General features: G+C 66.1%; 19 protein-coding genes and 3 pseudogenes. 9 read left to right on the top strand and 13 right to left on the bottom strand.

Translation table 11 applies throughout. The features are described 5' to 3' along the window. Positions 1-15: 15 nt before the first annotated feature. The 5 genes and pseudogenes from BN972_RS30950 to BN972_RS06575 form a co-directional block, all read right to left on the bottom strand. Positions 16-1206 (bottom strand): annotated as a pseudogene (locus BN972_RS30950) (LAGLIDADG family homing endonuclease); the annotation flags it as partial. Between the two features lie 6 nt (positions 1207-1212). Further along, positions 1213-1770, bottom strand: a pseudogene (locus BN972_RS30945) (ribonucleotide reductase N-terminal alpha domain-containing protein); the annotation flags it as partial. Then, positions 1740-2228 (bottom strand): class Ib ribonucleoside-diphosphate reductase assembly flavoprotein NrdI, encoded by a 489-nt coding sequence (gene nrdI, locus BN972_RS06585; RefSeq protein ID WP_051545313.1) that lies wholly within the window; start codon positions 2226-2228, stop codon positions 1740-1742. The gene nrdI and the pseudogene BN972_RS30945, both read right to left, overlap by 31 nt. A 114-nt stretch (positions 2229-2342) precedes the next feature. Continuing rightward, a complete protein-coding gene (locus tag BN972_RS06580; RefSeq protein ID WP_036354243.1) occupies positions 2343-2582 on the bottom strand; it encodes a redoxin NrdH in 240 nt (79 codons plus the stop codon). Between the two features lie 467 nt (positions 2583-3049). Then, on the bottom strand, positions 3050-3640 hold the full coding sequence (locus tag BN972_RS06575; RefSeq protein WP_390176185.1) for an NAD(P)H-dependent oxidoreductase: 591 nt from the start codon (positions 3638-3640) through the stop codon (positions 3050-3052). A gap of 88 nt (positions 3641-3728) precedes the next feature. Here BN972_RS06575 and BN972_RS06570 point away from each other — a divergent pair, with 88 nt between their 5' ends. Next, positions 3729-4358: a TetR/AcrR family transcriptional regulator gene (locus tag BN972_RS06570; protein ID WP_036354240.1), complete on the top strand. Its 630-nt coding sequence runs from the start codon at positions 3729-3731 to the stop codon at positions 4356-4358. Next, positions 4355-5390, top strand: a pseudogene (locus tag BN972_RS06565) (DNA polymerase IV). The gene BN972_RS06570 and the pseudogene BN972_RS06565 overlap by 4 nt, the downstream one beginning before the upstream one ends. Here BN972_RS06565 and BN972_RS06560 read toward each other — a convergent pair. Both BN972_RS06560 and BN972_RS06555 read right to left on the bottom strand, forming a co-directional pair. Further along, positions 5381-6259: an SDR family oxidoreductase gene (locus BN972_RS06560; RefSeq protein WP_036354237.1), complete on the bottom strand. Its 879-nt coding sequence runs from the start codon at positions 6257-6259 to the stop codon at positions 5381-5383. The pseudogene BN972_RS06565 and the gene BN972_RS06560 sit on opposite strands and share 10 nt — an antisense overlap. A 35-nt stretch (positions 6260-6294) precedes the next feature. Then, positions 6295-6864 (bottom strand): TetR/AcrR family transcriptional regulator, encoded by a 570-nt coding sequence (locus BN972_RS06555; RefSeq protein ID WP_080696796.1) that lies wholly within the window; start codon positions 6862-6864, stop codon positions 6295-6297. A gap of 215 nt (positions 6865-7079) precedes the next feature. Here BN972_RS06555 and BN972_RS06550 point away from each other — a divergent pair, with 215 nt between their 5' ends. Continuing rightward, on the top strand, positions 7080-8558 hold the full coding sequence (locus tag BN972_RS06550) for a cytochrome P450 (protein ID WP_099051054.1): 1479 nt from the start codon (positions 7080-7082) through the stop codon (positions 8556-8558). Positions 8559-8577: 19 nt separating this feature from the next. Here BN972_RS06550 and BN972_RS06545 read toward each other — a convergent pair whose 3' ends face one another. Continuing rightward, the gene (locus BN972_RS06545; protein WP_036354228.1) at positions 8578-9072 is read right to left on the bottom strand and encodes a 2-isopropylmalate synthase; all 495 of its coding nucleotides are present in this window, start codon (positions 9070-9072) and stop codon (positions 8578-8580) included. A 299-nt stretch (positions 9073-9371) separates the two neighbouring features. Here BN972_RS06545 and BN972_RS29735 point away from each other — a divergent pair, with 299 nt between their 5' ends. Further along, positions 9372-9512, top strand: coding sequence for a hypothetical protein (locus BN972_RS29735; RefSeq protein WP_167659555.1), 141 nt, complete (start codon positions 9372-9374; stop codon positions 9510-9512). Positions 9513-10263: 751 nt separating this feature from the next. Here the strand turns inward: BN972_RS29735 and BN972_RS06540 are convergent. Next, positions 10264-11709, bottom strand: coding sequence for a FadR/GntR family transcriptional regulator (locus BN972_RS06540; RefSeq protein WP_036354225.1), 1446 nt, complete (start codon positions 11707-11709; stop codon positions 10264-10266). A gap of 6 nt (positions 11710-11715) precedes the next feature. Then, entirely contained in the window at positions 11716-12903 is a 1188-nt protein-coding gene (locus tag BN972_RS06535; protein WP_036354222.1) for a thiolase family protein, read from the bottom strand. A gap of 63 nt (positions 12904-12966) precedes the next feature. Here BN972_RS06535 and BN972_RS06530 point away from each other — a divergent pair, with 63 nt between their 5' ends. Next, positions 12967-13311: a Zn-ribbon domain-containing OB-fold protein gene (locus BN972_RS06530; RefSeq protein ID WP_036354218.1), complete on the top strand. Its 345-nt coding sequence runs from the start codon at positions 12967-12969 to the stop codon at positions 13309-13311. 103 nt (positions 13312-13414) lie between these two features. Here the strand turns inward: BN972_RS06530 and BN972_RS06525 are convergent, their stop codons facing one another. Next, a complete protein-coding gene (locus BN972_RS06525) occupies positions 13415-15580 on the bottom strand; it encodes an acyl-CoA dehydrogenase (RefSeq protein WP_036354216.1) in 2166 nt (721 codons plus the stop codon). A gap of 90 nt (positions 15581-15670) precedes the next feature. Then, positions 15671-16429 (bottom strand): SDR family NAD(P)-dependent oxidoreductase, encoded by a 759-nt coding sequence (locus tag BN972_RS06520; RefSeq protein WP_036354214.1) that lies wholly within the window; start codon positions 16427-16429, stop codon positions 15671-15673. A 113-nt stretch (positions 16430-16542) separates the two neighbouring features. Here BN972_RS06520 and BN972_RS06515 point away from each other — a divergent pair, with 113 nt between their 5' ends. From BN972_RS06515 to BN972_RS06500, 4 genes are all read left to right on the top strand, one after another. Beyond that, on the top strand, positions 16543-18066 hold the full coding sequence (locus BN972_RS06515; protein WP_036354212.1) for an ATP-dependent DNA ligase: 1524 nt from the start codon (positions 16543-16545) through the stop codon (positions 18064-18066). An 85-nt stretch (positions 18067-18151) separates the two neighbouring features. Continuing rightward, positions 18152-20398, top strand: coding sequence for a carbon starvation CstA family protein (locus BN972_RS06510; RefSeq protein WP_036354209.1), 2247 nt, complete (start codon positions 18152-18154; stop codon positions 20396-20398). 11 nt (positions 20399-20409) lie between these two features. Then, positions 20410-21921 carry an Hsp70 family protein gene (locus tag BN972_RS06505; protein WP_036354205.1) on the top strand — a complete coding sequence of 504 codons (1512 nt, stop codon included), beginning with the start codon at positions 20410-20412 and terminating at the stop codon, positions 21919-21921. Between the two features lie 23 nt (positions 21922-21944). After that, positions 21945-22592: a nitroreductase family protein gene (locus BN972_RS06500; RefSeq protein ID WP_051545311.1), complete on the top strand. Its 648-nt coding sequence runs from the start codon at positions 21945-21947 to the stop codon at positions 22590-22592. 6 nt (positions 22593-22598) lie between these two features. On the opposite strand, the gene BN972_RS30795 is transcribed toward BN972_RS06500, so the two are convergent. Beyond that, on the bottom strand, positions 22599-23666 hold the full coding sequence (locus BN972_RS30795) for a hypothetical protein (protein WP_051545093.1): 1068 nt from the start codon (positions 23664-23666) through the stop codon (positions 22599-22601). Between the last annotated feature and the right edge of the window lie 149 nt (positions 23667-23815).

Here is a 23815-nt window from a genome sequence, read left to right as displayed (position 1 = left end):
GGTGCCGCGAATTGTGTAGGTGTGCGTGCCCTCGACGTGGAGGTTGTACACCTTCTCTGGGATTTCCTGCGACTGCGTGAGGTTGCGGATCCCGTAGACATGCCGCCCGTTAACCACCTGATACGTAGTACGCGACGTACCCTTCTGCCCTACATAGTTGTACAGGTTCTTGCCAACGTCGAAGATAAAGTCCTCGTTTGCGCCGGGCAGGCCCGGGACAAATACCTGACCGGTCACATTCCCAGACTGGTTGGTGTAATGCCGAACTCGGGACATGATGCCGACACGGCGCAGCAGGAGTTGCACCTGGTCGACGAGTTCGGGGTTCACCAGGTCGAGCACCATCCCGCCGGTCGTCGAGCACCCGTCACCGCGGAACAACCCGGCCAACAGACCACGCTGAAAGTCCTCGTCGGCTGTCAGGACGTCATGTGACAAGCGCTTCAGGTGATAGCCGGTGCCGACCAACGACAGGAAGAGCGAAGCCACCACCTTGCTGTTGCAAATCATCCGCACCGATTGGTCCGACACACTCTGGTGAACGGCAAGGTCAGCAGCAAACACTCGCTTGAAGGCCACCGCCAGCTCGTGTTGGTATTCGAGTTCGTGTGTGCCGATGGTGAAGTGGATTCCGATGGGCGTCTTCACGCCATCAGGTCCCGACCGCTTGGAGATGTGGCCTTCCGCTATGTACCAACCAAGGATGAGTCCCAGATCATACGACTCCTCCACATAGCGATTCACCGACACGAACTTCATATGGTGACGCTGTTTGTTGCGATGCTTGAGGTCTAGGTTCACCTTGCGGATCAGCCCGTCGATTTCTTCGTACTCACCGGCGCCGACGTGTTCCATCAGGTCGTAGACTCGCCGTGGTCGCCCCTCTAACGGTGCGGCCGTCACGATGAAGTCCGTGGGACGGATGTCTTTGGCGGCCAGCCACACAAAGCCGTCGAACGGATCGGCACCGTCGCCGTCAATCAATGTCTGCACATCACGCGTCGTCCATACCAGGATCGGATGCTCAGGGGTGCATAGGATCGGCTCTTTGTGACCGAAATGCGAAATCTCAACCAGCGGTTGATCATTCGGGTTCTCAATGACCGACTCGACGACTGAGAACGACCCGTCATGTGACAGCACCCGGTCGCCGGCGCGCAGCGCCTCAATGGGCTTCGGCCCCTCGGCGGTGTCGATAGGAGTTCCGGCAGGAAAGCACGAGACTGGCTCACCGCGCTGTTTCTTGCCCGAATTGAGGAAGGTCGGAGTGGCCGGCTGAAACCGACCATCGATGATTTCGTCCACCAACTTCTCAGCCAGTGCGGTGTCACCGGCGGCCAGAGTGAGCGAGACCATGACGACCCGGTCCTCGAAGCGCTCCAGGTAGCGCTTTCCGTCGAAGGTCTTCAGCGTGTACGAGGTGTAGTACTTGAACGCGCCAAGGAAGGTGGGAAACCGGAACTTCTTGGCGTACGCGCGGTCCAGCAGCGTCTTGACGAAGTTGCGCGAGTACTGGTCGAGCACCTCACGCTCGTAGTAGTTCTCGCGGATCAGGTAGTCGAGCTTCTCGTCCTGGTTGTGGAAGAACACGGTGTTCTGGTTGACGTGCTCGAGGAAGTACTGGCGCGCGGCCAGTACGTCCTTGTCAAACTGAATCTTGCCGTCGGCGTCGTACAGATTCAGCATCGCGTTGAGCGCGTGGTAATCCGTTTCGTTCTGCGACGCGTGCGTGCCGGTGGTTACAGGCTCTGCAGTGACGGTTGGTGGCACGTCTGTTCCTTCCAGAATTGGGCCAGGCCCGCGCGGACGGCGGCGACGTCGTCCGCGGTGCCCATGAGTTCGAATCGGTAGAGGTACGGAACACCGCACTTGCGAGACACCACGTTGCCCGCGTAGGCGAATTCGGCACCGAAGTTGTTGTTGCCCGCGGCTATGACGCCGCGGATGAGTGAGCGGTTGTGCTCGTTGTTCAGGAAAGCGATGACCTGCTTGGGCACGTAGCCACCGTCGTTGATGTTCGGCGTCGCCCGTCCGCCGCCGTACGTGGGCAGCACCAGCACGTACGGCTCGTCGACCTCTATGCGTTCATGCAGCGGTATCCGTGTGGCGGGAAGACCCAGCTTCTGCACGAAGCGGTGAGTGTTCTCCGACACGGACGAGAAATAGACCAGTGACGATCGTGAGCGCGGCGCAGCCGCGCGAAGCGGGTCGTCACTCGTCCAGTCCAGTGACGATCGCGAGCGCGGCGCAGCCGCGCGAAGCGAGTCGTCACTCGTCCGGTCCAGGTTGCGTCCCAGAACATCCATGGCACCGCAACCTCCTTACTTACTTGCCTACCCGCGCTAGGCGCTCAGCGCCGCCTCGGCGAGTGCCTTGATGCGGTCCGGCCGGAAACCGGACCAGTGGTCGTTGTCGGCCACCACGACGGGCGCCTGCAGGTAACCGAGCGCCATCACGTAGTCACGCGCTTCAGAATCCAGCGTGATATCGACCTTCTGGTAGTCGACGCCCTGCTTGTCCAGTGCCTTGTAGGTGGCGACGCACTGCACGCATGCGGGCTTGGAGTAAACGGTAATGGTCATGGGCGTACCGCTCCTTTGCGGAAGTGGGGACATCAAAAGGACTGGCAACGACTCTGGTGGCACATCTGTACTAGGTACAGCGACCCGACAAGCCCCCAGATTCCCGTTTAGCGGCGCCATGTCAACCGACTTGGTGATGCCGATTCCGGGGTGTTCATCGGGAGCCTGGAAAAAGCCTGGGCACCTGGTGAACCTGGGATCTGCCGGTGCTCAAACACTACACCTAGGGGGTGACGACGAGAAGAGATACAACATGTTCTGAATAACATTTCTGAAATTCCCTGGTCGTAAGCGTGTCGCCCGCGTCGCCTCGGCGTGTCGCAGATCACAACTGGCGGGATAGGTGTGCATGGCGTCAGGTTTAACATTGACCACTGACAAGTGCGGCCAACAGCGCGCCCACCCCAGAGCCAGCAAAGCCGCCGACGCATTCGCCGACGGCTTTGACTAGAGCGTTCAGTGACGTGTTATCCCTCGGTGGCGACCCCCGCGCCGGCGTGGGCATTGACCTCGGCGGCGAGCTTGCCCACCACCTCACGCACGCTTTCAGTCAGCTCCGCGTTCTCGGCCGGCGGCAAGCCGCCCAGCGTGCCGAACGGGATCGAGAGCTTGACCTCGTCGAGCACGCGCGCCCCCGCGATTCCGAATGCCTTGCGGGTGTCGTCGTGCGCCCAGACCCCGCCGTACCGGCCCAGCGCCCCACCGACGACCGCCAGTGGCTTGCCTTTGAGCGCGCCGTCGCCGAACGGCCGCGACAACCAGTCGATCGCGTTCTTGAGTACAGCCGGAATCGTCCCGTTGTTTTCGGGCGTGACCACCAGGGCCGCGTCGGCCTCACCCGCGGCGGCGCGCAACGCCGCCACCTCCGCGGGCTCTTCGACCGGCGTCCCCACACCGGGATCGAGGTCCTCGTTGTAGAAAGGCACGTCCGCCAGCGTCTCGAACAGGGTGACGGTGACACCTCCGGGTGCCACGTCAGCCGCGAGCTCGGCGATCTGGCGATTGATCGACCCCGCGCGCAAGCTGCCGACCAGAGCCAAGATCTTGGTTTCTGTCACGTTCATGTCCTTTCGAATTGTGGCTACATCTTCGCACGACCTAACCGGACTATAGTCCGATTAATTCCCGCGGCGTTAAAGTGCGTAGGTGAGCGATAACGAGCGGCTGGGTGAGTTGGGCATGCCGGCTCCGGGAATCCGCTTGCAGGAACCCTCGCTACCCGAGCGAAGTGACGCCGCGCGCAACCGCGCGCTGCTCCTGGACGCCGCGCGCCACCTGATCGCCGAACGCGGCGCCGACGCCGTCACCACCGACGACATCGCTACCGCAGCCGGCGTCGGCAAGGGCACCCTGTTCCGCCGGTTCGGCAACCGGGCCGGACTGATGATGGTGCTGCTCGACGAGGACGAGAAGGCCTACCAGCAGGCCTTTCTTTTCGGCCCGCCCCCGCTGGGACCCGACGCGCCGCCGCTCGAGCGGTTGATCGCCTTCGGCCGGGAACGGATTTGCTTCGTGAACACCCACCACGAGCTGCTATCGGCGGCCAACCGCGACCCGCACAGCCGCCACGTTGGCGCGGCCGTAGTCCAGCGCCGGCATGTCTGGGTATTGCTGCACGCGGCGCATACGACGGGCGATCTGGACGTCCAGACCGATGCGCTGCTGGCGCTGCTCGACGCCGACTACGTGCGGCATCAGCTGACCGACGGCGGCCACAACCAGCAGACGCTGGGCGACGGGTGGGAGAGCTTGGCACGCAAGCTGTGCGGAAGATGAGGCACATCCTGCATGTTGACCTCGACCAGTTCCTCGCATCGGTCGAGTTGCGCCGACGTCCCGAACTGGTCGGCCTGCCGGTGATCGTCGGCGGCAACGGCGACCCGACCGAACCACGCAAGGTCGTCACCTGCGCGTCCTATCAGGCACGCGAGTTCGGGGTGCACGCAGGCATGCCGATGCGCGCGGCCGCCCGCAGGTGCCCGGACGCCACCTTCCTCCCCTCGGATACCGACGCTTACGACGCCGCGTCCGACGAGGTGATGGAGTTGTTGCGCGACCTCGGACATCCCGTCGAAGTGTGGGGCTGGGACGAGGCGTATGTCGGGTTGGCGGACGGGGACCCGGTCGAACTCGCCGAACAGATCCGCACCGTAGTTTCCACGCAGACCGGTCTGTCCTGCTCGGTGGGGATCAGCGACAACAAGCAGCGCGCCAAAGTCGCGACCGGCTTCGCCAAAACCGGCCGGTATCTTTGCGCTCACCGACGACAACTGGATGACACTGATGGCCGACCGCCCAGTGGATGCATTGTGGGGCGTCGGCCCGAAGACGGCGAAAAAGCTTGCTGCGCAAGGCATTACCACCGTGTGGCAGCTGGCACACAGCGATGGTGAACTGGTGACGTCGATGTTCGGCCCGCGTACCGGACTGTGGCTGCTGTTGCTCGCGAAGGGCGGCGGCGACACCGAAGTCAGTGCCGAACCGTGGGTGCCGCGCTCGCGCAGCCACGTCATCACCTTCCCGCGCGACCTCACTGAGAGATCCGAAATGGATTCGGCGGTAACGGAATTAACGCGGCGCACGCTGGACGAGGTGATCGCCGAGGCGCGTCTCGTCACCCGGGTGGCCGTCACGGTGCGGACCGCGACGTTCTACACCCGTACCAAGATCCGCAAGCTGGACGCGCCGACCACCGATACCGACGTCGTCACCGCCGCGGCACTGCGCATCCTCGATCTGTTCGAGTTGGACCGACCCATCCGGCTACTCGGTGTGCGCCTGGAACTCCAAATGCCCGATCAGCGCTGAAGTTGCGGCGGCCCCGGCCGCAACGCGCGCGTAAAGATCACATTCACCTGACGCATCGCCACGCTGTACGGCCACCAAGCCAGCCGCTTGAACGCATACAGCGCGCGGATGTCCTGCGAGGTGTAGATCAGGTATCTGTTCTTCGCGACCCCGGCCAGGATTTTCTCGGCGGCCCGTTCGGGTGACACGGCGTGCCCACTGAACCGGTCGACCCATCGGGCGACTTGGGGATCGTTGCGGTCCACGCCGGCGATCTCGACCGTATTGACCAGCGGAGTCTTCACCGCTCCGGGCACTACGACGGACACCCCGATGCGGTGGCGGGCCAGGTCGAAGCGCAGCACCTCGGACAGGCCACGCAGACCGTACTTGCTGGCGCTGTACGCGGCGTGCCACGGCAGCGCGACGAGTCCAGCGGCCGAGGACACGTTCACCACGTGCCCGCCCCGCCGCGCGGCGACCATGTGTGGAACGAAGGACTCGATGACGTGGATCGGGCCCATCAGATTGATCTGGACCATCTTGCTCCACTGCTCATGACTCAACCGGTCGACGGTGCCCCACGCCGATACCCCCGCGATGTTGAGCACCACGTCCATGCTGGCGTGGGCGGCGTGGATGTCGGTCGCGAACGCCGAGACCTGCGCGTAGTCCGAGATATCCAGCACCCGGTGCGCGGGGACCTGGGCGCCGAGCGCTCGTGCGTCGGCCACTGTCTGCGCCAGCCCGTCCTCGTCCCGGTCGGTCAGATAGAGTTCGGCGCCCTGCGCGGCCAGCCGCAATGTGGTCGCGCGGCCGATGCCACTCGCCGCGCCCGTGACGAAACACCGCTTACCCGCGAAGTACCGCTGCGATCCGCTCTGCGCCATGGACGTGACGATACCGGCGGTAGCAGGAGCCTTAGCTACCGCGCCGGGCCACCCCATAAGGCGTTGAGCCACAGCTGCTCCAACACCCGCACTCGGCGGTCCGGATCCTGGTGCCGGCCCGCCAGCATTGGGTCGCCGGTGAGCACAAGCGCGGTGGTTCCCGCCAGGGTGCGGATCAGTATCGGAAGGTCGTCGCTGATGGGTCGCGCGGTCCCGGCCTTCACCTCGGCGTCGACGACGGTGACGATCTGGCGCAGCACCCCCTCGAACTGCTGCTCGAGGATCTCCCGGATCTCCATGTCGGTGTGGCGGGCCGCATTGCATGCGGTCATCACCGGGTCGTTGTGGGTGTAGACCACCGCCGCGCTGCCGACCATGCGGGAGGCGAACTGCTGCGGCGATTCGCCGGGCTGACGCGGGGCGAAGTAGTGGGTGAGCTCCTCGAGTTCCTCGGCGACCTCGGCCAGGATCGCGGCAAGCACCGAGTACTTGGAGTCGAAGTAGAAGTAGAAGCCCGAGCGAGCCACCCCCGCCCGCGTGCTGATGGTGCTGACCGACAGTTCCGAGAAGGGACGCTCCTGCAGAAGTTGGCGGACGGCTTCCATGATCGCCTGGCGGTGTTTGTCGCCGCGCCGACGCAGCACGGGCGCGGCCCGCTCCTCGTTGACAGCCCGGCTAGGCACTCGCGATCACTTCCTGACCCTGCACCACTCCAATTCAAGAAGACAACTTGACAGGCGTCAAGTTTTTCCGAAATCATTGGCAATAGTGACGGTTACCACAAGCCGATCAGGAAACCGGTTAGGAGCGCGCGTCAATGGTGACGACCATCAGCACCCCTCAATACCTCCTTGACCAGGCCCGACGGCGGTTGACCCCGTCGTTCAACAACTTTCCCGGCATGGGCTTGGTGGAACGCAAGCTGCGCAACACCGAATTTCCTGAGAAGGTGCTCGCCGACCCCCCGCCCGGCAGCGGACTCAAGCCGATCGTCGGCGATGCGGGCCTGCCGATCCTGGGCCACATGATCGAGATGCTGCGCGGCGGACCGGACTATTTGATGTTCCTGTATGAGACGAGGGGCCCGCTGATTTTCGGGGACTCGCCGTTTCTGCCGTTCGTCACCGCGCTCGGTCCGGACGCGGCCCAGGCCATCTACTCCAACCGCAACAAGGACTTCTCCCAGCAGGGCTGGGTTCCCGTCATCGGCCCGTTCTTCCGCCGCGGCCTGATGCTGCTCGATTTCGAGGAGCACATGTTTCACCGGCGGATCATGCAGGAAGCCTTCATCCGCTCGCGGTTGGTCGGCTACCTCGAACACATCGACGAAGTGGTATCGCACGTCACCCGCGACGACTGGGTGACCGACGACCCGCGCTTCCTGTTGTATCCGGCGATGAAGGAACTCACCCTCGACATTGCCTCGATGGTGTTCATGGGGCATGAGCCCGGCACCGATCGCGAGTTGGTCACCAAGGTGAACAAGGCGTTCACCACGACCACCCGGGCCGGCAACGCTGTCATCCGCAAGGGGGTGCCGCCATTCACCTGGTGGCGCGGCCTGAAGGCGCGGGAGCTGCTGGAGAACTATTTCGCCGAGCGGGTCAAGGAGCGCCGAGGCGAGGAAGGCAACGACCTGCTCAGCGTGTTGTGCCAGACCGAGGACGAGGACGGCAACCGATTCTCCGACCAAGACGTCATCAACCACATGATCTTCCTGATGATGGCCGCGCACGACACGTCGACGTCGACCGCCACCACGATGATCTACCACCTGGCCGCGCACCCAGAGTGGCAGCAACGCTGCCGCGACGAGTCGGACCGGCTCGGCGACGGGCCACTGGACATCGAGTCGCTCGAGAAGCTGGAATCGCTGGACCTGGTGATGAACGAGTCGATCCGATTGGTGACACCGGTGCAGTGGGCGATGCGACGCACGGTGCGCGACACCGAGCTGCTGGGCTACTACTTGCCCAAGGGCACCAACATCACCGCTTTCCCGGGGATGAATCACCGTCTGCCCGAATTGTGGACGGACCCAATGAAATTCGACCCGCTACGGTTCACCGAGCCGCGCAACGAGCACAAGCGTCACCGGTACGCCTTCACACCGTTCGGCGGTGGGGCACACAAGTGCATCGGGATGGTGTTCGGTCAGCTGGAAGTCAAGACGATCCTGCACCGGCTGCTGCGCCGTTATCGTCTCGAACTGCCACGGCCCGACTACACGGCGCGCTGGGATTACGGCGGCATGCCGGTGCCGATGGACGGCATGCCCATCGTGCTACGCCCGCTTTAGTAGGCCGAGCAGACGGGTCTCAGCCCAACAAACGGTTGGCGCACGCGATCACCGCACGCAGCGCCGACTGCGTCGGATCCTCGGCCCACCCCATCGCCCATTCCGCGCGGGCGCCGTCGGTTCCCCGGACGAACGTGGCGGTGTGCCGGCCGGCGCGCATCTGGTGAAAGTTCAGCGTCTCCAACGCTATTCCGCGCCGGTGCAGCATTGCGGTGAGCGCTGCGACGGGGCCGCCGGCCGCAGCGTTAGACGCGCTGATGCGATCGCCCTGTGCGATCACTGCACGGTAGTTACGGGCTTGCGGCCCGAGGCGTGTGGCCGGGCGTTCGGCGTCGGTGCACTCCCAATGCCCCAGCCGAAGCGGTCCGGCGGTGGGTGCGTAGGCAGTCACGAAGTCCCGCCACGACATCGTCGCGGCCGAGTCGCGCAGTCCGCTCGGCAGGGCGACGCCGAAGTGGTCACCGAACCACGCGTCGGCGTGAGCTTCGGAAAGTGTGGTTTCGGGGAGAGTCATGGTGCCGGTCTTCTCTGGCTCGAAGGAGCGACCGACGCGAGTAGCTTCCGACCCACAGCGGGGGGTCGGTCTGGATCAGACCCCGCTGCGGGTGCTGGCTACTACGGCACGCGCGGAAAGTGGCACGAGCGGACACTTTAGCGGTCGTGCGCGATCAGGCGCAACTACCTTTTCTTCCCTAGGCGAGGAAATGTCACCAATTCCCGTCAAAACGACTCGCGGCACACCGGGGTCGAGTTAGCATTCCGGTAGCGGTAAAACGCGAGTTGGGTGAGAGCCAGCAAACGAAAGGTGTGACCATGCGCACGAAGCGGACCGGTCGGGGGATGCAGTCGCTTCGGGTCGTGGTCGCAGTGCTGGCGGCGGCACTGGCCGTGGCATCTGCTGGTTGCGCAGCCCAGCGACAAGTGAATCCTGAGTTCGAGGTCACCGGCGGATAGGTCGCTGAGCTCGAATGACGTCGGGGGATCCCGCTGGGGGCCACTGCGAAGGCAGTCGGTTCCCAGCGGGATGGGGTTTGCGTCGCATAAGCCGAGCATTCATATCCGCCGCGATCGCCTGCCGCCGCGGCATCGACTCGCGGTCAACCTCACAACCGTCTGTAGCAAATGGCTGGCGACGGCTTTTCTCGCCCTGACGGCGGGCATGCACGCCTAACTTACGCAGTTTCTATGGATGACCGAGAAAAGGCTCGTTGCAACGCCTGCGTGGCGATACCATCACAGCGCCTACTCGTTGTAGACGACCGTGCAATAACGCCGCAGAAAGGCGAAACGATGACGATTAGCAGGTGGGCTCAGGTGGTGGGTGCCGTGATATTGGCGGCCTACGCAGTTTTCGCGACCGGTTGCGGTAGCACAAGCATTCGGCCAGTGCCGCAACCCGAGATCCAGCCCGTGGAGGTTCAGGGCGGCTAAACCGCCCCGCTTCAAAATATATTGACCAACCCGTCAGAATCCTCCCTCTGAGCGTATAACATCTGCAATGCCGGGTGTAGCCGCCGGTGAACTACGGGGAGAGGGGTACGACCCATGCGCACCATGTTCGCCACGAAGACCATCAAAATCGTAGGTGCTGTACTGATTACAGCGTTCGCCGCGCTGGCAGCCGGGTGCGCCCAACCTCCGGCACCCACTGCGCCCGCTGTGCCGGTCACGCCGCCGAACACTGACGTACCTACGCAATAACCATTCACAGCCACCAGGACGCCGCGGCGTCCAGGTGGCGACGGATGCGGTAGCGGGCCAGGCTGTCATCGCCGGACTCGATCGCCTCGAGAATCCGTAGATGCGCGTGCTCGACTGCGGTCACGTCGGTCCACGTCAGCTGGGCCTGCCCGGTGCTGGACCAGTGCCGGCGGAACAGTTCGACGATGATCCGCAGGAACAGGTCCAGCACCGCATTTCCAGCCAGTTCGGCGAGCCCGACGTGAAAGCGGAACTCGTCGACCGCGGCCCTGCGGACGTCGCCGCCGTCGGCGAGGTGGGTCCAGCTGCGCGGGTCCAGGAAGGCGACCACGTCCGGCAAGGTCCGTCGCGCGACGACCTCCGCGACGTTGTGGATCTCGATTGCGTCCCGCACGCTCCTCAGGTCTTCCCGGCTGGGCTGGCGGTACTGCAGATACAGGGCGATGGTGTCAATGCTGGCCTGCGCCTGCGGTTTTGCCACGATCAGTCCGCCACCGGGCCCGCGTCGCATCCGTGCGACCGCGTGGTACTCCAGCAGGCGCACCGCTTCGCGCAGTGCTGCGCGACTCACCCGGTACCGGGCTAGCAGCGCAGCCTCGGTGCCGAACACCGAGCCAACCTGCCAGCCGTCGGCGGCGATGTCGTCGGCGATATTCGCGGCCAGCACTTCGGCGAGTTTGCCGCGTGGCGCTACTAGGTCGGTGCGTGCCCGCCTACCCGCCTGCGCGCGGCCTGCCGGGGCTCGGTGCCGCTGCAGCCATGACGTGACGCCCTCTACGTGGCGTTCACTGAGCGTCTTGGCTCGCGCCGAGTCGCCCGAGGTGACGGCGGCGACGATATCGGCATGGTCGCCACGCATCTGGTGGGCCGCTTCGACGGCCTGGTCTGCTGAATCAGTGCGTGACATCCGCGCGTATCGTCTGGTCAATCGCATCAGGACGTCGATAAACAATTGCAGCACTGGGTTTTTCGATTGCTCGGCGAGGGCGATGTGAAACTCGTCGGGCGGCGCGGGAAGTCCGGGACGCCACTGCTGCTCGGCACGCAGCACCGCCCGCAATCGCTGGATCCCGGATTCGTCGATGTGGTCGGCGGCCAGTTCGGCCGCCAACGGCTCCAGCACCAACCTGGCGTTGAGCAGATCGGTCAGCGTGGTGCCCAGGTACTCGAGGTAGATGACGACGGCCCGGGTCGCAGGACCGGCATCGGGTGCGCAGACGAGCAATCCGCCGTTCGGGCCGCGACGCATCCGCGCGACCTGGTGGTGCTCGACCAGGCGAACGGCTTCCCGAAGTACCGATCGACTCACTCGAAACTCTTGTTGCAGCTGCGATTCCGAGCCGAGCGACTCGCCCACCGGCCAGCCACGACGGACGATATCTGCTTCGATGCACCGAGCGATCTGCGCGGCCCGCTTGTCCGCCCGCACACGCTCCGGCTCAGTGGTCATCCCGGCTCAGCAGGTAAGCAGCATGCAGCCCGCGACCGGACCACCGCCCACCGACACCACGCCAACCTCGGGTCGGCGCGAGACCTGCCGCTCCCCCGCATCTCCGCGCAGTTGTAGACACCCCTCGTGCAGTGCCCAGTAGCCGTGCATACGGCCAGCCGAAAGCTGGCCGCCGTACGTGTTCAGCGGGAGCTGGCCATCGCGAGCGATCCGCGACCCACCCTCGACGAAGGGTCCCGCCTCGCCGTCACCGCACACCCCGAGGGCTTCCAGCCACGCCAACGTGAGAAAGGTGAAGCCGTCGTACAGTTGGGCGACTTCCAGATCAGCGGGGGTGAGTTCGGTGCGCGACCACATCTGCGCGGTCGCGTCCGACATCGCCATCTTCGGATAGTCGGCGCGGTGAAACCATCCTCCGGAGCCATCCGAGCCGCCGATCGCCTCGACCCGCACGGCACGGTGCGGACAATCCGACGCGTAATCGGCGCGCGAGACAACCACTGCGATCGAACCGTCGATCGGCACGTCGCAATCCAGGAGGCCGAACGGCGTCGAGACCGGGCGCGCGCCCAAATAGTCAGACATCGTCATCGGATCGCGGTATACCGCACGGGGATTCAATGCCGCGTTGCGCCGCCCGTTGAGCGCGATCCAGCCCAGCTGCTCCTTGGTGGTTCCGTAAAGCTCCATGTGGCGACGACAGTTCAGCGCCAGCCAGTTGGCCGCCGAATAAGCATGCGCCGCAAGCAGATCATTGATGTCGTCCATCGCGCCGACGGCCGGGCGCTCGCCTTCGGGCGCATCGAACATCCGCGCCAGTGGGGGTGCCGGCGCATTCTTGTCCTGGGGTAGCACCGTGCCACCCAGCATCTGGATGGTCCGGTAGACCACCACATGACGGACGCGCCGCTCGGAGACGGCGCGGCAGGCCGATATCACCGGGCTCAGCAGGCCGCCCGTGCCGAAGCCGCTGCCACAGTCGGCGGCCTCAATCTTCAACTCCGCGTTGACTTCCCCGGCCGGCGTATCACCCAGGGTTGCGATGCCGTCGATGTCCGTCGCAACCAGGCCAGCGTCGTCGATCGCGGCCCGCACCGCTTCCATCGTCAGGTCCCGCCCTGGGATCCCGGTTCGACGGCCGATGCGCGAGATGCCGATCCCGGACACGATCGCGTCTTTCTCGAAGTACTCCATCTGCCCCGTCCGTCGAATCAACGCGCTAACAAGCTGAGCCCAATAGAGTGTACTGTATTAGCCGTGTCAGCCGACGAATCCTCTCCACTGCTCGTCGAACACTGCGCCGATTGCGGGCGTTGGGTGCACCCGCCCGCGGGCGTGTGCCGCGACTGCGGCGGCGCACTAGTGGCAAAGCCGGTGTCCGGCCGCGGAACGGTGTTCACCTACACGGTGAACCACCACCCGTACAACCCGGAAGTTCCGACGCCATACGTCATCGCTCTCGTCGAACTCAGCGAACAGGACGGTCTGCGGGTAGCAGCGAATATCGTTGACTGCGAACCTGATTTGGTGACCTGCGGTATGCCGGTCGCCATCCGCCCCGACAAGGGCACCGGCGGCGCGCCGCTGTTCGCGCCGGCCTAGCCAACCCCCGCCCTTAGCCGCGAGAAGACGCAGAATCGCACAAAATCCCGCGGATTCGTGCGATTCTGCGTCTGCTCGCGAGGCAAACCCCAGCGAGGGAAGGCTAGTTGATCAGCGGGTCGCGCGGCATGCCGAGGATCCGCTCGGCGATCTGGTTGCGGGTCACCTCCGAGGTGCCGCCCGCGATCGCCATGCCGCGGGCACCCATCACCATGCGCCCCGCCAAAGCGCCAGGCCCGTCCAGCAATGCGACCTCAGGGCCGGCCAGCGCGGTGGAAATAGCGGCACCCTCGATCATGTGATCGGCCAGCTTGAGTTTGGTGACGTTGCCCTCAGGCCCGGGGCCCGCCCCTTCGACACTGCGTGCCGCCCGCCGCAGGTTCAGCAGCCGCAGCGCACTCTCTTCCGCCAAGTAGGTGCCGACACGAACCACCGCGCCCGCCAGGCGATCTCCCTGCTGCTGAGCACCCTTCACCAACTGCGGGGCCAGCGCTTCGTAGAACAAACCGCTACCGCCGATGCTGACCCGCTCGTTGCCCAGCGTCGCGCGCGCCACCGTCCATCCAGAATTGGGCGCCCCGACGACGTCCTCGTCCGGCACGAACAGGTCGTTGAAGAACACCTCGTTGAACTCCGCCCCGCCGGTCATCTGCCGCAGCGGACGGACCTCGACCTCCGGGGATTTCATATCCACGATCACCGTGGTGATGCCGGCGTGCTTGGGCGCTTCGGGGTCGGTGCGCACCGTGGCAAGGCCACGCGCGCAATACTGGGCCCCACTCGTCCACACCTTCTGCCCGTTGATCTTCCACCCGCCATCCACCCGGGTGGCCCGGGTCTTGACCGATGCTGCGTCCGACCCCGCTTCAGGCTCGGAGAACAACTGGCACCAGATCTCGTCCTTGCGTAACGCCTTCTCGACGAATCTTTCGATCTGCCAGTCGGTTCCGTGCTGAATCAAAGTCAGGATGACCCAGCCTGTGATCCCGTAGTCCGGCCGTTTGATGCCGGCGGCGCGGAACTCCTCTTCGATGACCAGCTGCTCCACCGCGTCGGCGGCACGTCCCCACGGCTTGGGCCAGTGCGGCATCACATAGCCGGTCTCGATCAGCTTGTCGCGCTGCGCGCTCTTGTCCAAGCCCGCGAGTTCGGCTGCGTCGGCGCGGATCTGGGTCCGCAGCTGCTCGGCCTCCGGCGGCAGATCCAAGCTGTTGTCCCGAACGACGCCGGCAGCCGTCAAGTCGAACACGTCTTGCGCCGGAGCGTCGCCGCCCAGCAGCGCCGAACTCACCAGTGCACGGCGGAGATGCAGATGTGCGTCGTGCTCCCAGGTGAAGCCGATACCACCGTGCACCTGGACATTGAGTTCCGCGTTGCGCGCGTAGGCCGGGAAGGCGAGCGTCGCGGCCACGGCGGCGATCAGCTGGAACTGCTGCTCGTCCTCACCTGCCGCACGTGCGGCGTCCCAGACGGCGGCGAGCGCGGATTCCGCAGCCACCAGCATGTTGGCGCAATGATGTTTCACGGCTTGGAAAGTGGCGATGGTACGGCCAAATTGCTTGCGCACCTTGGCATACTCGACCGCGGCCTCCACACAGTCGCTCGCCCCGCCCACCGCTTCGGCGGCCAGCAGGGTCCGGGCGCGCGCCACCGCGGCGCCGCGCGCGCCAGCCAGGACATCGTCGCCGCCCACCTGCACGTTCGACAGGCGGACGCGGCCCGATCGCCGGGTCGGGTCGAAGTTCTCCGGTACCTCCACCGAAACGCCGTCGTGGTCGCGGTCGAGCAACAGCACGTCGTCACCCGCGATCAACAACAGCAGGTCCGCCAGGCCGGCACCGAGCACCACTCCGGCGTCGCCATTGGCCACACCATCAACGACCCGCACGTCGCCGCCGACCCCGACGCCGGCCGTGACCGTCCCGTCGATCAGGCCCGGCAGCAGCCGGGCCTGCTGCTCGGCGCTGCCGGCATGCGCGATCACCGCCGAGGCGATCACGGTGGGCACGAACGGCCCGGGCGCCACCGCGCGTCCGAGTTCTTCGATCACCACGACCAATTCGGGCAGGCCGTAACCGGAGCCGCCGTGCTCCTCGCTGATATGCAGGCCCAGCCAACCAAGTTCACCGATGCCCTGCCAGATGGACGGCCGCTCTTCCTCGGGCGCATCGAGCAGCGCGCGCGCCGCCGCTCGCGCCTTCTGCGAGGTCAGAAACCCGCGGGTGACCTCCGCAAGTTCGCGGTGGTCGTCGGTCAGTGCGATACCCATGCGGATCCTCCTCGCAGCGCTGCCAAGTACCTAAAGAGTGTACTTAATGCGCGGGGTGGGTCCTCGGCATGGTGGCCGACGATGCCGGAGTTACTTGGGCGCGAACCGCTGCCCCGCGTCCAGACGTAGGCACTGGCCGTTGAGCATCGGGTTGTCCACGATGGCCGCCACCAGCTTGGCGTACTCCTCGGGCCGGCCCAGCCGCTTGGGGAAGGCCGCGTCCTTGGTCAGGGCGGTGGCGAACTCGTCCGGGATGCCCTTGGTCAGCCCGGTGGCGAACAGGCTCGGGGCGATGGCCAGCACCCGGATGCCCACTGAGCCCAGGTCGCGCGCCATCGTCAGGCACATGCCCGCGATTCCGGCCTTGGCCGCGGTGTAGGCGACCTGCCCGATCTGGCCCTCGAAGGCGGCGATGGAGGCGGTGTTGATGATGACGCCGCGCTCGTCGTCTTCGGGTTCGTTCTTGCTCATGTGCGCGGCGGCCAGGCGGCTGATGTTGAAGGTCGCGATCAGGTTGAGATCGATCACCGATTGGAAGGATTCGAGATCGTGCGGTCCGGTCTTGGTCAGCGTGCGCTTAGCGATGCCGCCGCCGGCGGTGGTGACGATGACGTGCAGCCCACCGAGATCGTCGACCGCGGTCTGCAGCGTCTCCTCGGTGCCGGCGAAGTCGGTGACGTCGACAGGATAGAACTTGCCGCCGACCCCTTCGGCAACCTCTTTCCCGTCCGAACCCTCGCGGTCTAGCACCGTCACCTGCGCGCCGCGCTCGTGCAACAGCTCGGCGCTGGCGCGTCCCATTCCCGAGGCGCCGCCGATGACGACGACCTTCTTTCCGCTGATCTCCATCCGGGACCTCCGATTTCTGGGTTGTCAGAAAGCCTAGAATTTGTAACGTTACCGAGGCACGCTAGCGGGTCCGTCCGCCGGGGTTGTCAGCGCGTCGTGCCAAGCTCGACACCGTGCTCCTTCTCGACGTAGCAAGCACCTCGCTCAGCGTGGGCGCCACCTCGTCGCGGCTGGCCAAGGTCGCGCACATCGCCGAGTTGCTGCAGCGCGCCGGAGCCGACGCAGAGGTCGTCGCCACCGTCGTATCGTGGCTGTCCGGGGAATTGCGGCAGCGCCAGATCGGCGTCGGCTGGGCCGCCCTGCGCTCGCTGCCGCCGCCGGCAGCGGGTGCAACGCTCACCGTCGTCGGGGTCGACGCCACCTTCACCGAGATCGGCGCCGTGTCAGGCAAGGGCTCCCAGGGCCGGCGCGCGGAACTGATCCGCGGACTGTTCGCTGCGGCGACCGAAACCGAGCAGACCTTCCTGCTGCGGCTGCTCGGCGGCGAGCTGCGCCAGGGCGCGCTCATCGGAGTCATGACCGACGCCGTGGCCAAGGCGGCCGGCCTCCCCGCCGCCGCGGCGCAGCGCGCCGCCATGCTCGGTGGGGATCTGCCCGCGGTCGCCGCCGCCGCGCTGACCGGCCGGTCGTTAGACGAGTTCACCCTCCAAGTCGGCCGGCCAGTCGGGCCGATGCTGGCCCAGACCGCTGCCAGCGTTGCCGATGCGCTCGAAAAGCACGGCGGCACATCGATTTTTGAGGCAAAGCTGGACGGCGCCCGGGTGCAGATCCACCGCGGCGGTGACGACGTCCGGGTTTTCACTCGCAGTCTGGACGACGTCACCGCCCGGCTACCCGAAGTGGTCGAGGCGACCCTGGCGTTGCCGGTCAGCCGGCTGGTCGCCGACGGCGAGGCGATCGCCCTGCGGCCGGACAACCGCCCGCACCGCTTCCAGGTCACAGCATCTCGGTTCGGCCGATCGGTGGACGTGGCGGCCGCCCGCGATAAGCAGCCGCTCTCGGTGTTCTTTTTCGACATCCTGCATCGCGACGGCGTGGACCTGCTCGACGCGCCCACCACCGAGCGGCTGGCGGCGCTGGACGCGCTGGTGCCACCACAACATCGGGTCGACCGGCTGGCCACCTCCGACCCGGCGCAGGCAGCCGCGTTCCTGGACGCGACGCTGGCCGCGGGGCACGAAGGGCTGATGGCCAAGGCGCCAGATGCCCCATACCAGGCGGGCCGACGCGGCGCGGGCTGGGTGAAGGTCAAACCGGTGCACACCCTCGACCTGGTAGTGCTCGCGGTGGAGTGGGGCTCGGGGCGCCGGCGGGGGAAGCTGTCCAACATCCATCTGGGTGCCCGCGACCCCGACAGCGGCGAGTTCATCATGGTCGGCAAGACGTTCAAGGGCATGACCGACGCGATGCTGGACTGGCAGACCGCGCGATTCACCGAGTTGGCGACGGACGGCACCGATGGTTACGTCGTGTATGTCCGGCCGGAGCAGGTGGTGGAGATCGCGCTGGACGGCGTGCAGGGCTCGACGCGTTACCCGGGCGGGGTCGCGCTTCGGTTCGCCCGGGTGGTGCGCTACCGCGACGACAAAAGCCCGGCCGAAGCCGACACCATCGATGCGGTGCGCGCTATGTACTGACGCCCAGCGTGAAGTACACGACGCGACACCCCGATGCGGCGTCGGTAGATTCACTCTCGTTGCCGACGCCGGAGAGGAGCCCGGGGTGGACCGCGACATCAGCTACATCCACACCGAGCCCGATCTACCCCCAGTCGCGATCATCGACCGCTCCCCCATTACCGGCAGACAACGAATCTTCTTCGGCGTGATCGCCGTCGTCGGCGCCACAGCCTGGGCGGTGATCGCGCTTATCCGCGGCGAACGGGTGAACGCGGTCTGGCTGGTGGTCGCGGCGATCTGCACCTACCTCATTGGATACCGTTTCTACGCGCGGCTGGTCGAATCGAAAATCGTCCGCCCGCGCGACGATCACGCCACTCCCGCCGAGGTTCTCGAGGACGGCACCGATTACGTGCCGACGGACCGACGCGTCCTGTTCGGCCACCACTTCGCCGCCATTGCGGGTGCCGGGCCGCTCGTCGGTCCGGTGCTCGCCACGCAGATGGGTTACCTGCCGTGCAGCATCTGGATCGTCATTGGGGCGGTGCTGGGTGGGTGCGTACAGGACTACCTGGTGTTGTGGATCTCGACCCGCCGGCGCGGCCGATCGCTGGGCCAGATGGCCCGCGAGGAGCTCGGTGCCACTGGCGGGGCGGCGGCTCTGGTCGGGATCTTCGTCATCATGCTGATCCTGCTTGCGGTGCTGGCGATGGTGGTGGTGCGGGCACTGGCGCAGAGCCCGTGGGGTGTGTTCTCGATCGGCATGACGATCCCGATCGCGGTGTTCATGGGTTGCTATCTGAGGTTTCTGCGTCCGGGCCGGGTGGGTGAGGTGTCGGCGATCGGAGCCGGGTTGCTACTGCTCGCAGTGGCCTGCGGCCATTGGGTAGGTGAAACCGCTTGGGGCGCATCATGGTTCAACCTGTCACCGGTGACGTTATGCTGGCTGATCATCGGCTACGGGTTCGCGGCCTCGGTGTTGCCCGTGTGGTTGCTGCTCGCCCCGCGCGACTACCTGTCCACGTTCATGAAGGTCGGCACGATCGCCCTGCTGGCCGTCGGCGTGTGCCTTGCCCATCCCGTCCTACAGGCCCCCGCCATCTCACACTTCGCCACCCGAGGTGACGGGCCCGTCTTCGCCGGCTCGCTGTTCCCGTTTCTCTTCATCACGATCGCGTGCGGCGCACTGTCCGGCTTCCACTCGCTGGTTGCCTCAGGGACGACGCCGAAGTTGCTGGAGAAGGAAGGCCAGATGCGCGCGATCGGCTACGGCGGCATGATCACCGAGTCGTTCGTCGCTGTCATGGCGCTGATCACCGCCGCGGTCCTCGATCAGCACTTGTACTTCACCCTCAACGCGCCCGTCGCGCAGACGGGGGGCACCGCGACCACCGCCGCCCAGTACGTCAACGGACTCGGGCTGTCCGGCCCCCGGGTGACCCCCGAACAGATCGACCAAACCGCGGCCAGCGTCGGCGAGCACACGATCGTTTCCCGCACCGGTGGGGCCCCCACCCTGGCCCTGGGGATGTCGGACGTGCTGCACCGGGTGTTCGGCGGTGCGAGCCTCAGACCGTACTGGTACCACTTCGCGATCATGTTCGAGGCGCTGTTCATCCTCACCACCGTCGATGCGGGTACCCGGGTGGCGCGGTTCATGCTCTCCGACGGACTGGGCAACCTGGGCGGCCCGTTGGCCAAACTGCGGAATCCCAGCTGGCGGGTCGGTGCCTGGATTTGCAGCCTGGGCGTCGTGGCAGGCTGGGGCAGCGTGCTGCTGATGGGCGTGACGGATCCGCTCGGCGGGATCAACACCTTGTTTCCGCTGTTCGGCATCGCCAACCAGCTGCTCGCCGCCATCGCGCTGACCGTCGTCACAGCGGTGGTGATCAAGAGGGGCCTGTGGAAGTGGGCCTGGATTCCGGGGTTGCCGCTGCTTTGGGATTTGGCGGTCACGCTGACGGCGTCCTGGCAGAAGATCTTCTCCGCCGATCCGGGCGTCGGCTACTGGGCGCTGCATTCGCGATATCTGGCCGCCAAACACGCCGGCAAGACGGCGTTCGGTTCGGCCACCAACGCCGATGAACTCGACGCGGTCATCCGCAACACCTTCATCCAGGGCACCCTGTCGATCGTCTTCACGCTTGTCGTCGTCATCGTGGCAGTCGCCGGGATCCTGGTGTCCTACAGAGTTTTTCGTGACGCCCAGCCACACCTGACCGAAGTCGATCCGGTGGATTCGAAGCGGTTCGCGCCAGCGGGACTCATCCCCACCGCCGCCGAACGCGAGGTGCAACGGCAGTGGGACACACTCGCGCACGGCACTGAAAAGACGCTCGAGCGGCCCTAGAATTGGACGGAATGAGAGTCGGCATCGACTTCGGTACCACACACACCGTCGCGGCAATCGTCGACCGGGGCAATTATCCGGTCGTTTCCTTCGACGGGTTCGAGACCTGGCCTTCGCTGGTTGCCGCCAACGCGGCCGGCGAGCTGCGGTTCGGGATGGATGCGGCCGCCGTACGGCACGAGCCTGGATGGTCGGTACTGCGGGCGTTCAAACGGCTGCTCAATGACGCCGGCCCGCAGACGGAGGTCACGCTCGCCGGGCGCACCTACCTGTTAGCCGATCTGCTCACCGGCTTCCTCGCTCAACTGAAGAGTGATCTGTACCAGCGGTCGAACGCGGGCGCAGCCCCGGACGAGCCGGTGGAGGCTGCGATCAGCGTGCCGGCCAACGCGTCGAGCGCCCAGCGCTTCATGACGCTGAATGCCTTTGTCGCAGCAGGCTTTCGAGTGGTCGCTCTATTGAATGAGCCCTCGGCCGCGGGACTGGAATACGCCCACCGGTACCGGTCGACGATCACCGCTAGGCGCGAGTACGTCCTGATTTATGACCTGGGCGGTGGCACGTTCGATGCCTCTCTGTTGCGGATGGTCGGCCAGGTCAACGAAGTCGTCATCAGTGAAGGAATCCAGCGCCTGGGCGGTGACGATTTCGATGAGGCGATCGCACAGCTGGTGCTGCGCGCAGCGAAATTGCGGGTCGACGACGAAGCTCACGAGCTGCTGCTCGAGGAATGCGCGGCCCGCAAGGAGGCGGTCGGACCTCAGACGCGCCGCTTCCTGGTCGATCTCACGGAGATAGCGGAGCGGCCGCCGTTTTCCTGTCCCATCGACGATGTGTACGCGGCATGTTCGCCGTTGGTCGATCAAACCGCCGATCTCCTGTCCCGGGTATTGCGGGATCCGACGGGGGACGGGCGGGACGTCGCCTGGTCGGAGGTGGCCGGCATCTATGTGGTCGGAGGCGCGGGCAGCTTCCCGCTGGTGTCCCGGATGTTGCGGACGCAGTTCGGTGACCGCCGCGTCAAGCGTTCCCCGCATCCGTTCGCGGCAACGGCCATCGGATTAGCGGTCTTCCTCGACAGCGACGCCGGATTCGTGTTGTCCGAACGCTTTTCGCGGCATTTCGGTGTTTTCCGCGAGGCGCAGGCGGGCGCCGACGTGGTGTTCGACCCGATCGTCCCCAAGGATGCGCTCCTTCCGGCGGACGGGCGCACGCCGCTGGTGGTCAGCCGCACCTACCGCGCCGCGCACAATATCGGGCATTTCCGGTTCGTCGAGTGCAGCCGGGTGGTCAACGGACGTCCGGACGGTGACGTCACGCCCTATGATCCGGTGCTGTTCCCGTTCGATCCTGCCCTGCGCGACCGTGAGGATCTGGGCCGCCAGCCGGTCGGCCGGTGGAGCGACGGGCCGCAGGTCGAGGAACGCTACGTGGTCGCGCCCAGCGGTGCGGTGGAAGTCACCGTCACCACGTTGCCCACCGGGTATCAGCGCACCTTCCGGCTCGAGCGGGCAGGGGTGTGAGTTCCGTGGACCTGTACGACGTCATGCGCAGCACCTTCGCCGCGCGGGAATTCACCGACGAGCCACTGCCCGACGACGTGTTGTATCGCATCTTGGACAACGCCCGGTTCGCACCCAGCGGCGGTAACCGGCAGGGCGCGCACGTCACCCTGGTGCGTGATCTGGACACCCGGCGCCGGATTGCCGAACTCAGTGCACCGGCTTCGCGCCGATACTTCGCCCAGCAGGCGGCTGGCGAAAGCCCGTGGAATCCACTGCACGCCAGCGCAGTTCCACAAGACATCATCGACCGAACCGAGTTCCCGCAACAGTTTCTGACGCCGTTGGTCAAGGGCTCCGTGGTCCTGGTGGTCTCGGTCGACCTGGGCGTGGTGGCCGCCCTCGACCAGGATCTGGATCGGGTCGGCTTGGCCAGTGGCGCCTCGGTCTACCCCTTGGTGTGGAACATATTGTTGGCGGCGCGCAACGAGGGCTTTGGCGGCACGATCACGACGATGGCCATCCCGCGGGAGCCGCAACTTCGCGAGTTGCTGGGCATTCCGGAGACGCATGCGGTCGCGGCGGTGGTGCCGTTGGGTAAGCCGGTACGGCAGCTGACAAAGCTGCGCCGCCAGGCGGTCGCGGACTTCGTCACCCGCGAACGCTTCGATGGGGCAACGTTTTCCGGCTGAGCGGCGTCAGAGCGCGCTCTGCCCGTCACCGCCATTGTCGTTAGAGAACGACGTGCCGCGGCCGCCCTTGCCGCCTACCCCGCCGATCGCACCGCCGTCGCCTCCGGCGTTGCCGAGGTTCATCGGCGGATTCTGAAGTTGAAAGCCCGGGCCACCTGCTGGTACATCGCCGGGTGATCCATAGCCCGGGGAGGCGAGGTTGTAGGCACCGCCGCCCCCACCACCGCCGACGCCACCTGCTCCGGTCGCTCCGGCGCCGCCGGTATACGTGACGTTCCCGTTGGTCTTGGTATCACCGCCATTGCCTCCAGTACCCGCGGCAACGCTTGCTGAGCCGCCGCCACCACCGCCGCCACCACCACCAGTGATCGCCGTGTCTTCTGCGGCGAAACCGCCGGCGCCACCACCACCGCCGCCGCCGCCCTTGCCGCCGGCGCCGGTAGCGGTGGTGGCACCTGCTCCGCCGGTGCCACCGGAGCCGCCGGTTGCCGTAAACACGTCAGAGAAACCGCCGCCGAAGTTCGCGGTGCCGCCGTCACCTCCGGCGCCACCCGACCCGCCGGTGTTGCCAAAGCCGGCAAAACCCCCACCGTCACCGGCACTTCCGCCGTTCCCGCCGGCGCCGCCGCCACCACCGCCACCGCCGTGCGCGGGTCCGTCGTCCGGGTTGTTGAAGCCACGGCTTGCATTGCCGCCGTTACCGCCGTCGCCACCAGCGCCACCGAGGCCGCCGTCACCGTTGGTCCCGCCGATCGGGGCGGAACCCCCGCCGCCCCCGGCGCCACCTCGGCCACCGTCACCACCGAGACCACCGACCGCGGCAGCTGAACCGTCGCCCCCGTTGCCGCCGGCACCGCCTCCGGCGCCGCGACCGGCCTTTGCGTCCGCGCCGAGGGCGTCTCCACCGCTACCGCCGGCACCGCCTTGACCGCCGACGCCGCCAGCACCGCCGTTGACGTTCGGCGCATTGTCGGCACCGTCGCCGCCGCTACCGCCGGCGCCACCGTCACCGCCATCGCCGTAACCCCCGCCCAGACCGCCGGCCGCACCACCGGTACCGCCGTTGCCACCCACCCCGCCATTACCACCGGCTTGGGCGGTGGTCAGCGCTGACGCGTCGAACCCATTGCCGGCTTCACCGCCAGCGCCGCCGTCGCCGCCGTCGCCATAGGTGCCACCACCGGTGGCGGTGCCTCCCGTGCCGCCGTTCCCCTAAGACTGCC

The organism is Mycobacterium asiaticum DSM 44297, assembly GCF_000613245.1.
In the GTDB taxonomy this organism is placed as follows: domain Bacteria; phylum Actinomycetota; class Actinomycetes; order Mycobacteriales; family Mycobacteriaceae; genus Mycobacterium; species Mycobacterium asiaticum.
Note: the sequence above shows the minus strand (reverse complement) of the source record. Positions and strands in the feature narration are given on the sequence as shown.

What these genes read in the sequence shown, in the direction of transcription:
- BN972_RS06525 (WP_036354216.1), bottom strand. Translation starts at nt 15,580, where the DNA reads ATGGGTATCGCACTGACCGACGACCACCGCGAACTTGCGGAGGTCACC.
- BN972_RS06545 (WP_036354228.1), bottom strand. Translation starts at nt 9,072, where the DNA reads ATGACTCTCCCCGAAACCACACTTTCCGAAGCTCACGCCGACGCGTGG.
- BN972_RS06540 (WP_036354225.1), bottom strand. Translation starts at nt 11,709, where the DNA reads ATGACCACTGAGCCGGAGCGTGTGCGGGCGGACAAGCGGGCCGCGCAG.
- BN972_RS06580 (WP_036354243.1), bottom strand. Translation starts at nt 2,582, where the DNA reads ATGACCATTACCGTTTACTCCAAGCCCGCATGCGTGCAGTGCGTCGCC.
- BN972_RS06520 (WP_036354214.1), bottom strand. Translation starts at nt 16,429, where the DNA reads ATGGAGATCAGCGGAAAGAAGGTCGTCGTCATCGGCGGCGCCTCGGGA.
- BN972_RS06535 (WP_036354222.1), bottom strand. Translation starts at nt 12,903, where the DNA reads ATGGAGTACTTCGAGAAAGACGCGATCGTGTCCGGGATCGGCATCTCG.
- BN972_RS06560 (WP_036354237.1), bottom strand. Translation starts at nt 6,259, where the DNA reads ATGGCGCAGAGCGGATCGCAGCGGTACTTCGCGGGTAAGCGGTGTTTC.
- BN972_RS06500 (WP_051545311.1), top strand. Translation starts at nt 21,945, where the DNA reads ATGCGCAGCACCTTCGCCGCGCGGGAATTCACCGACGAGCCACTGCCC.
- BN972_RS06555 (WP_080696796.1), bottom strand. Translation starts at nt 6,864, where the DNA reads ATGGAAGCCGTCCGCCAACTTCTGCAGGAGCGTCCCTTCTCGGAACTG.
- BN972_RS29735 (WP_167659555.1), top strand. Translation starts at nt 9,372, where the DNA reads ATGCGCACGAAGCGGACCGGTCGGGGGATGCAGTCGCTTCGGGTCGTG.
- BN972_RS06505 (WP_036354205.1), top strand. Translation starts at nt 20,410, where the DNA reads ATGAGAGTCGGCATCGACTTCGGTACCACACACACCGTCGCGGCAATC.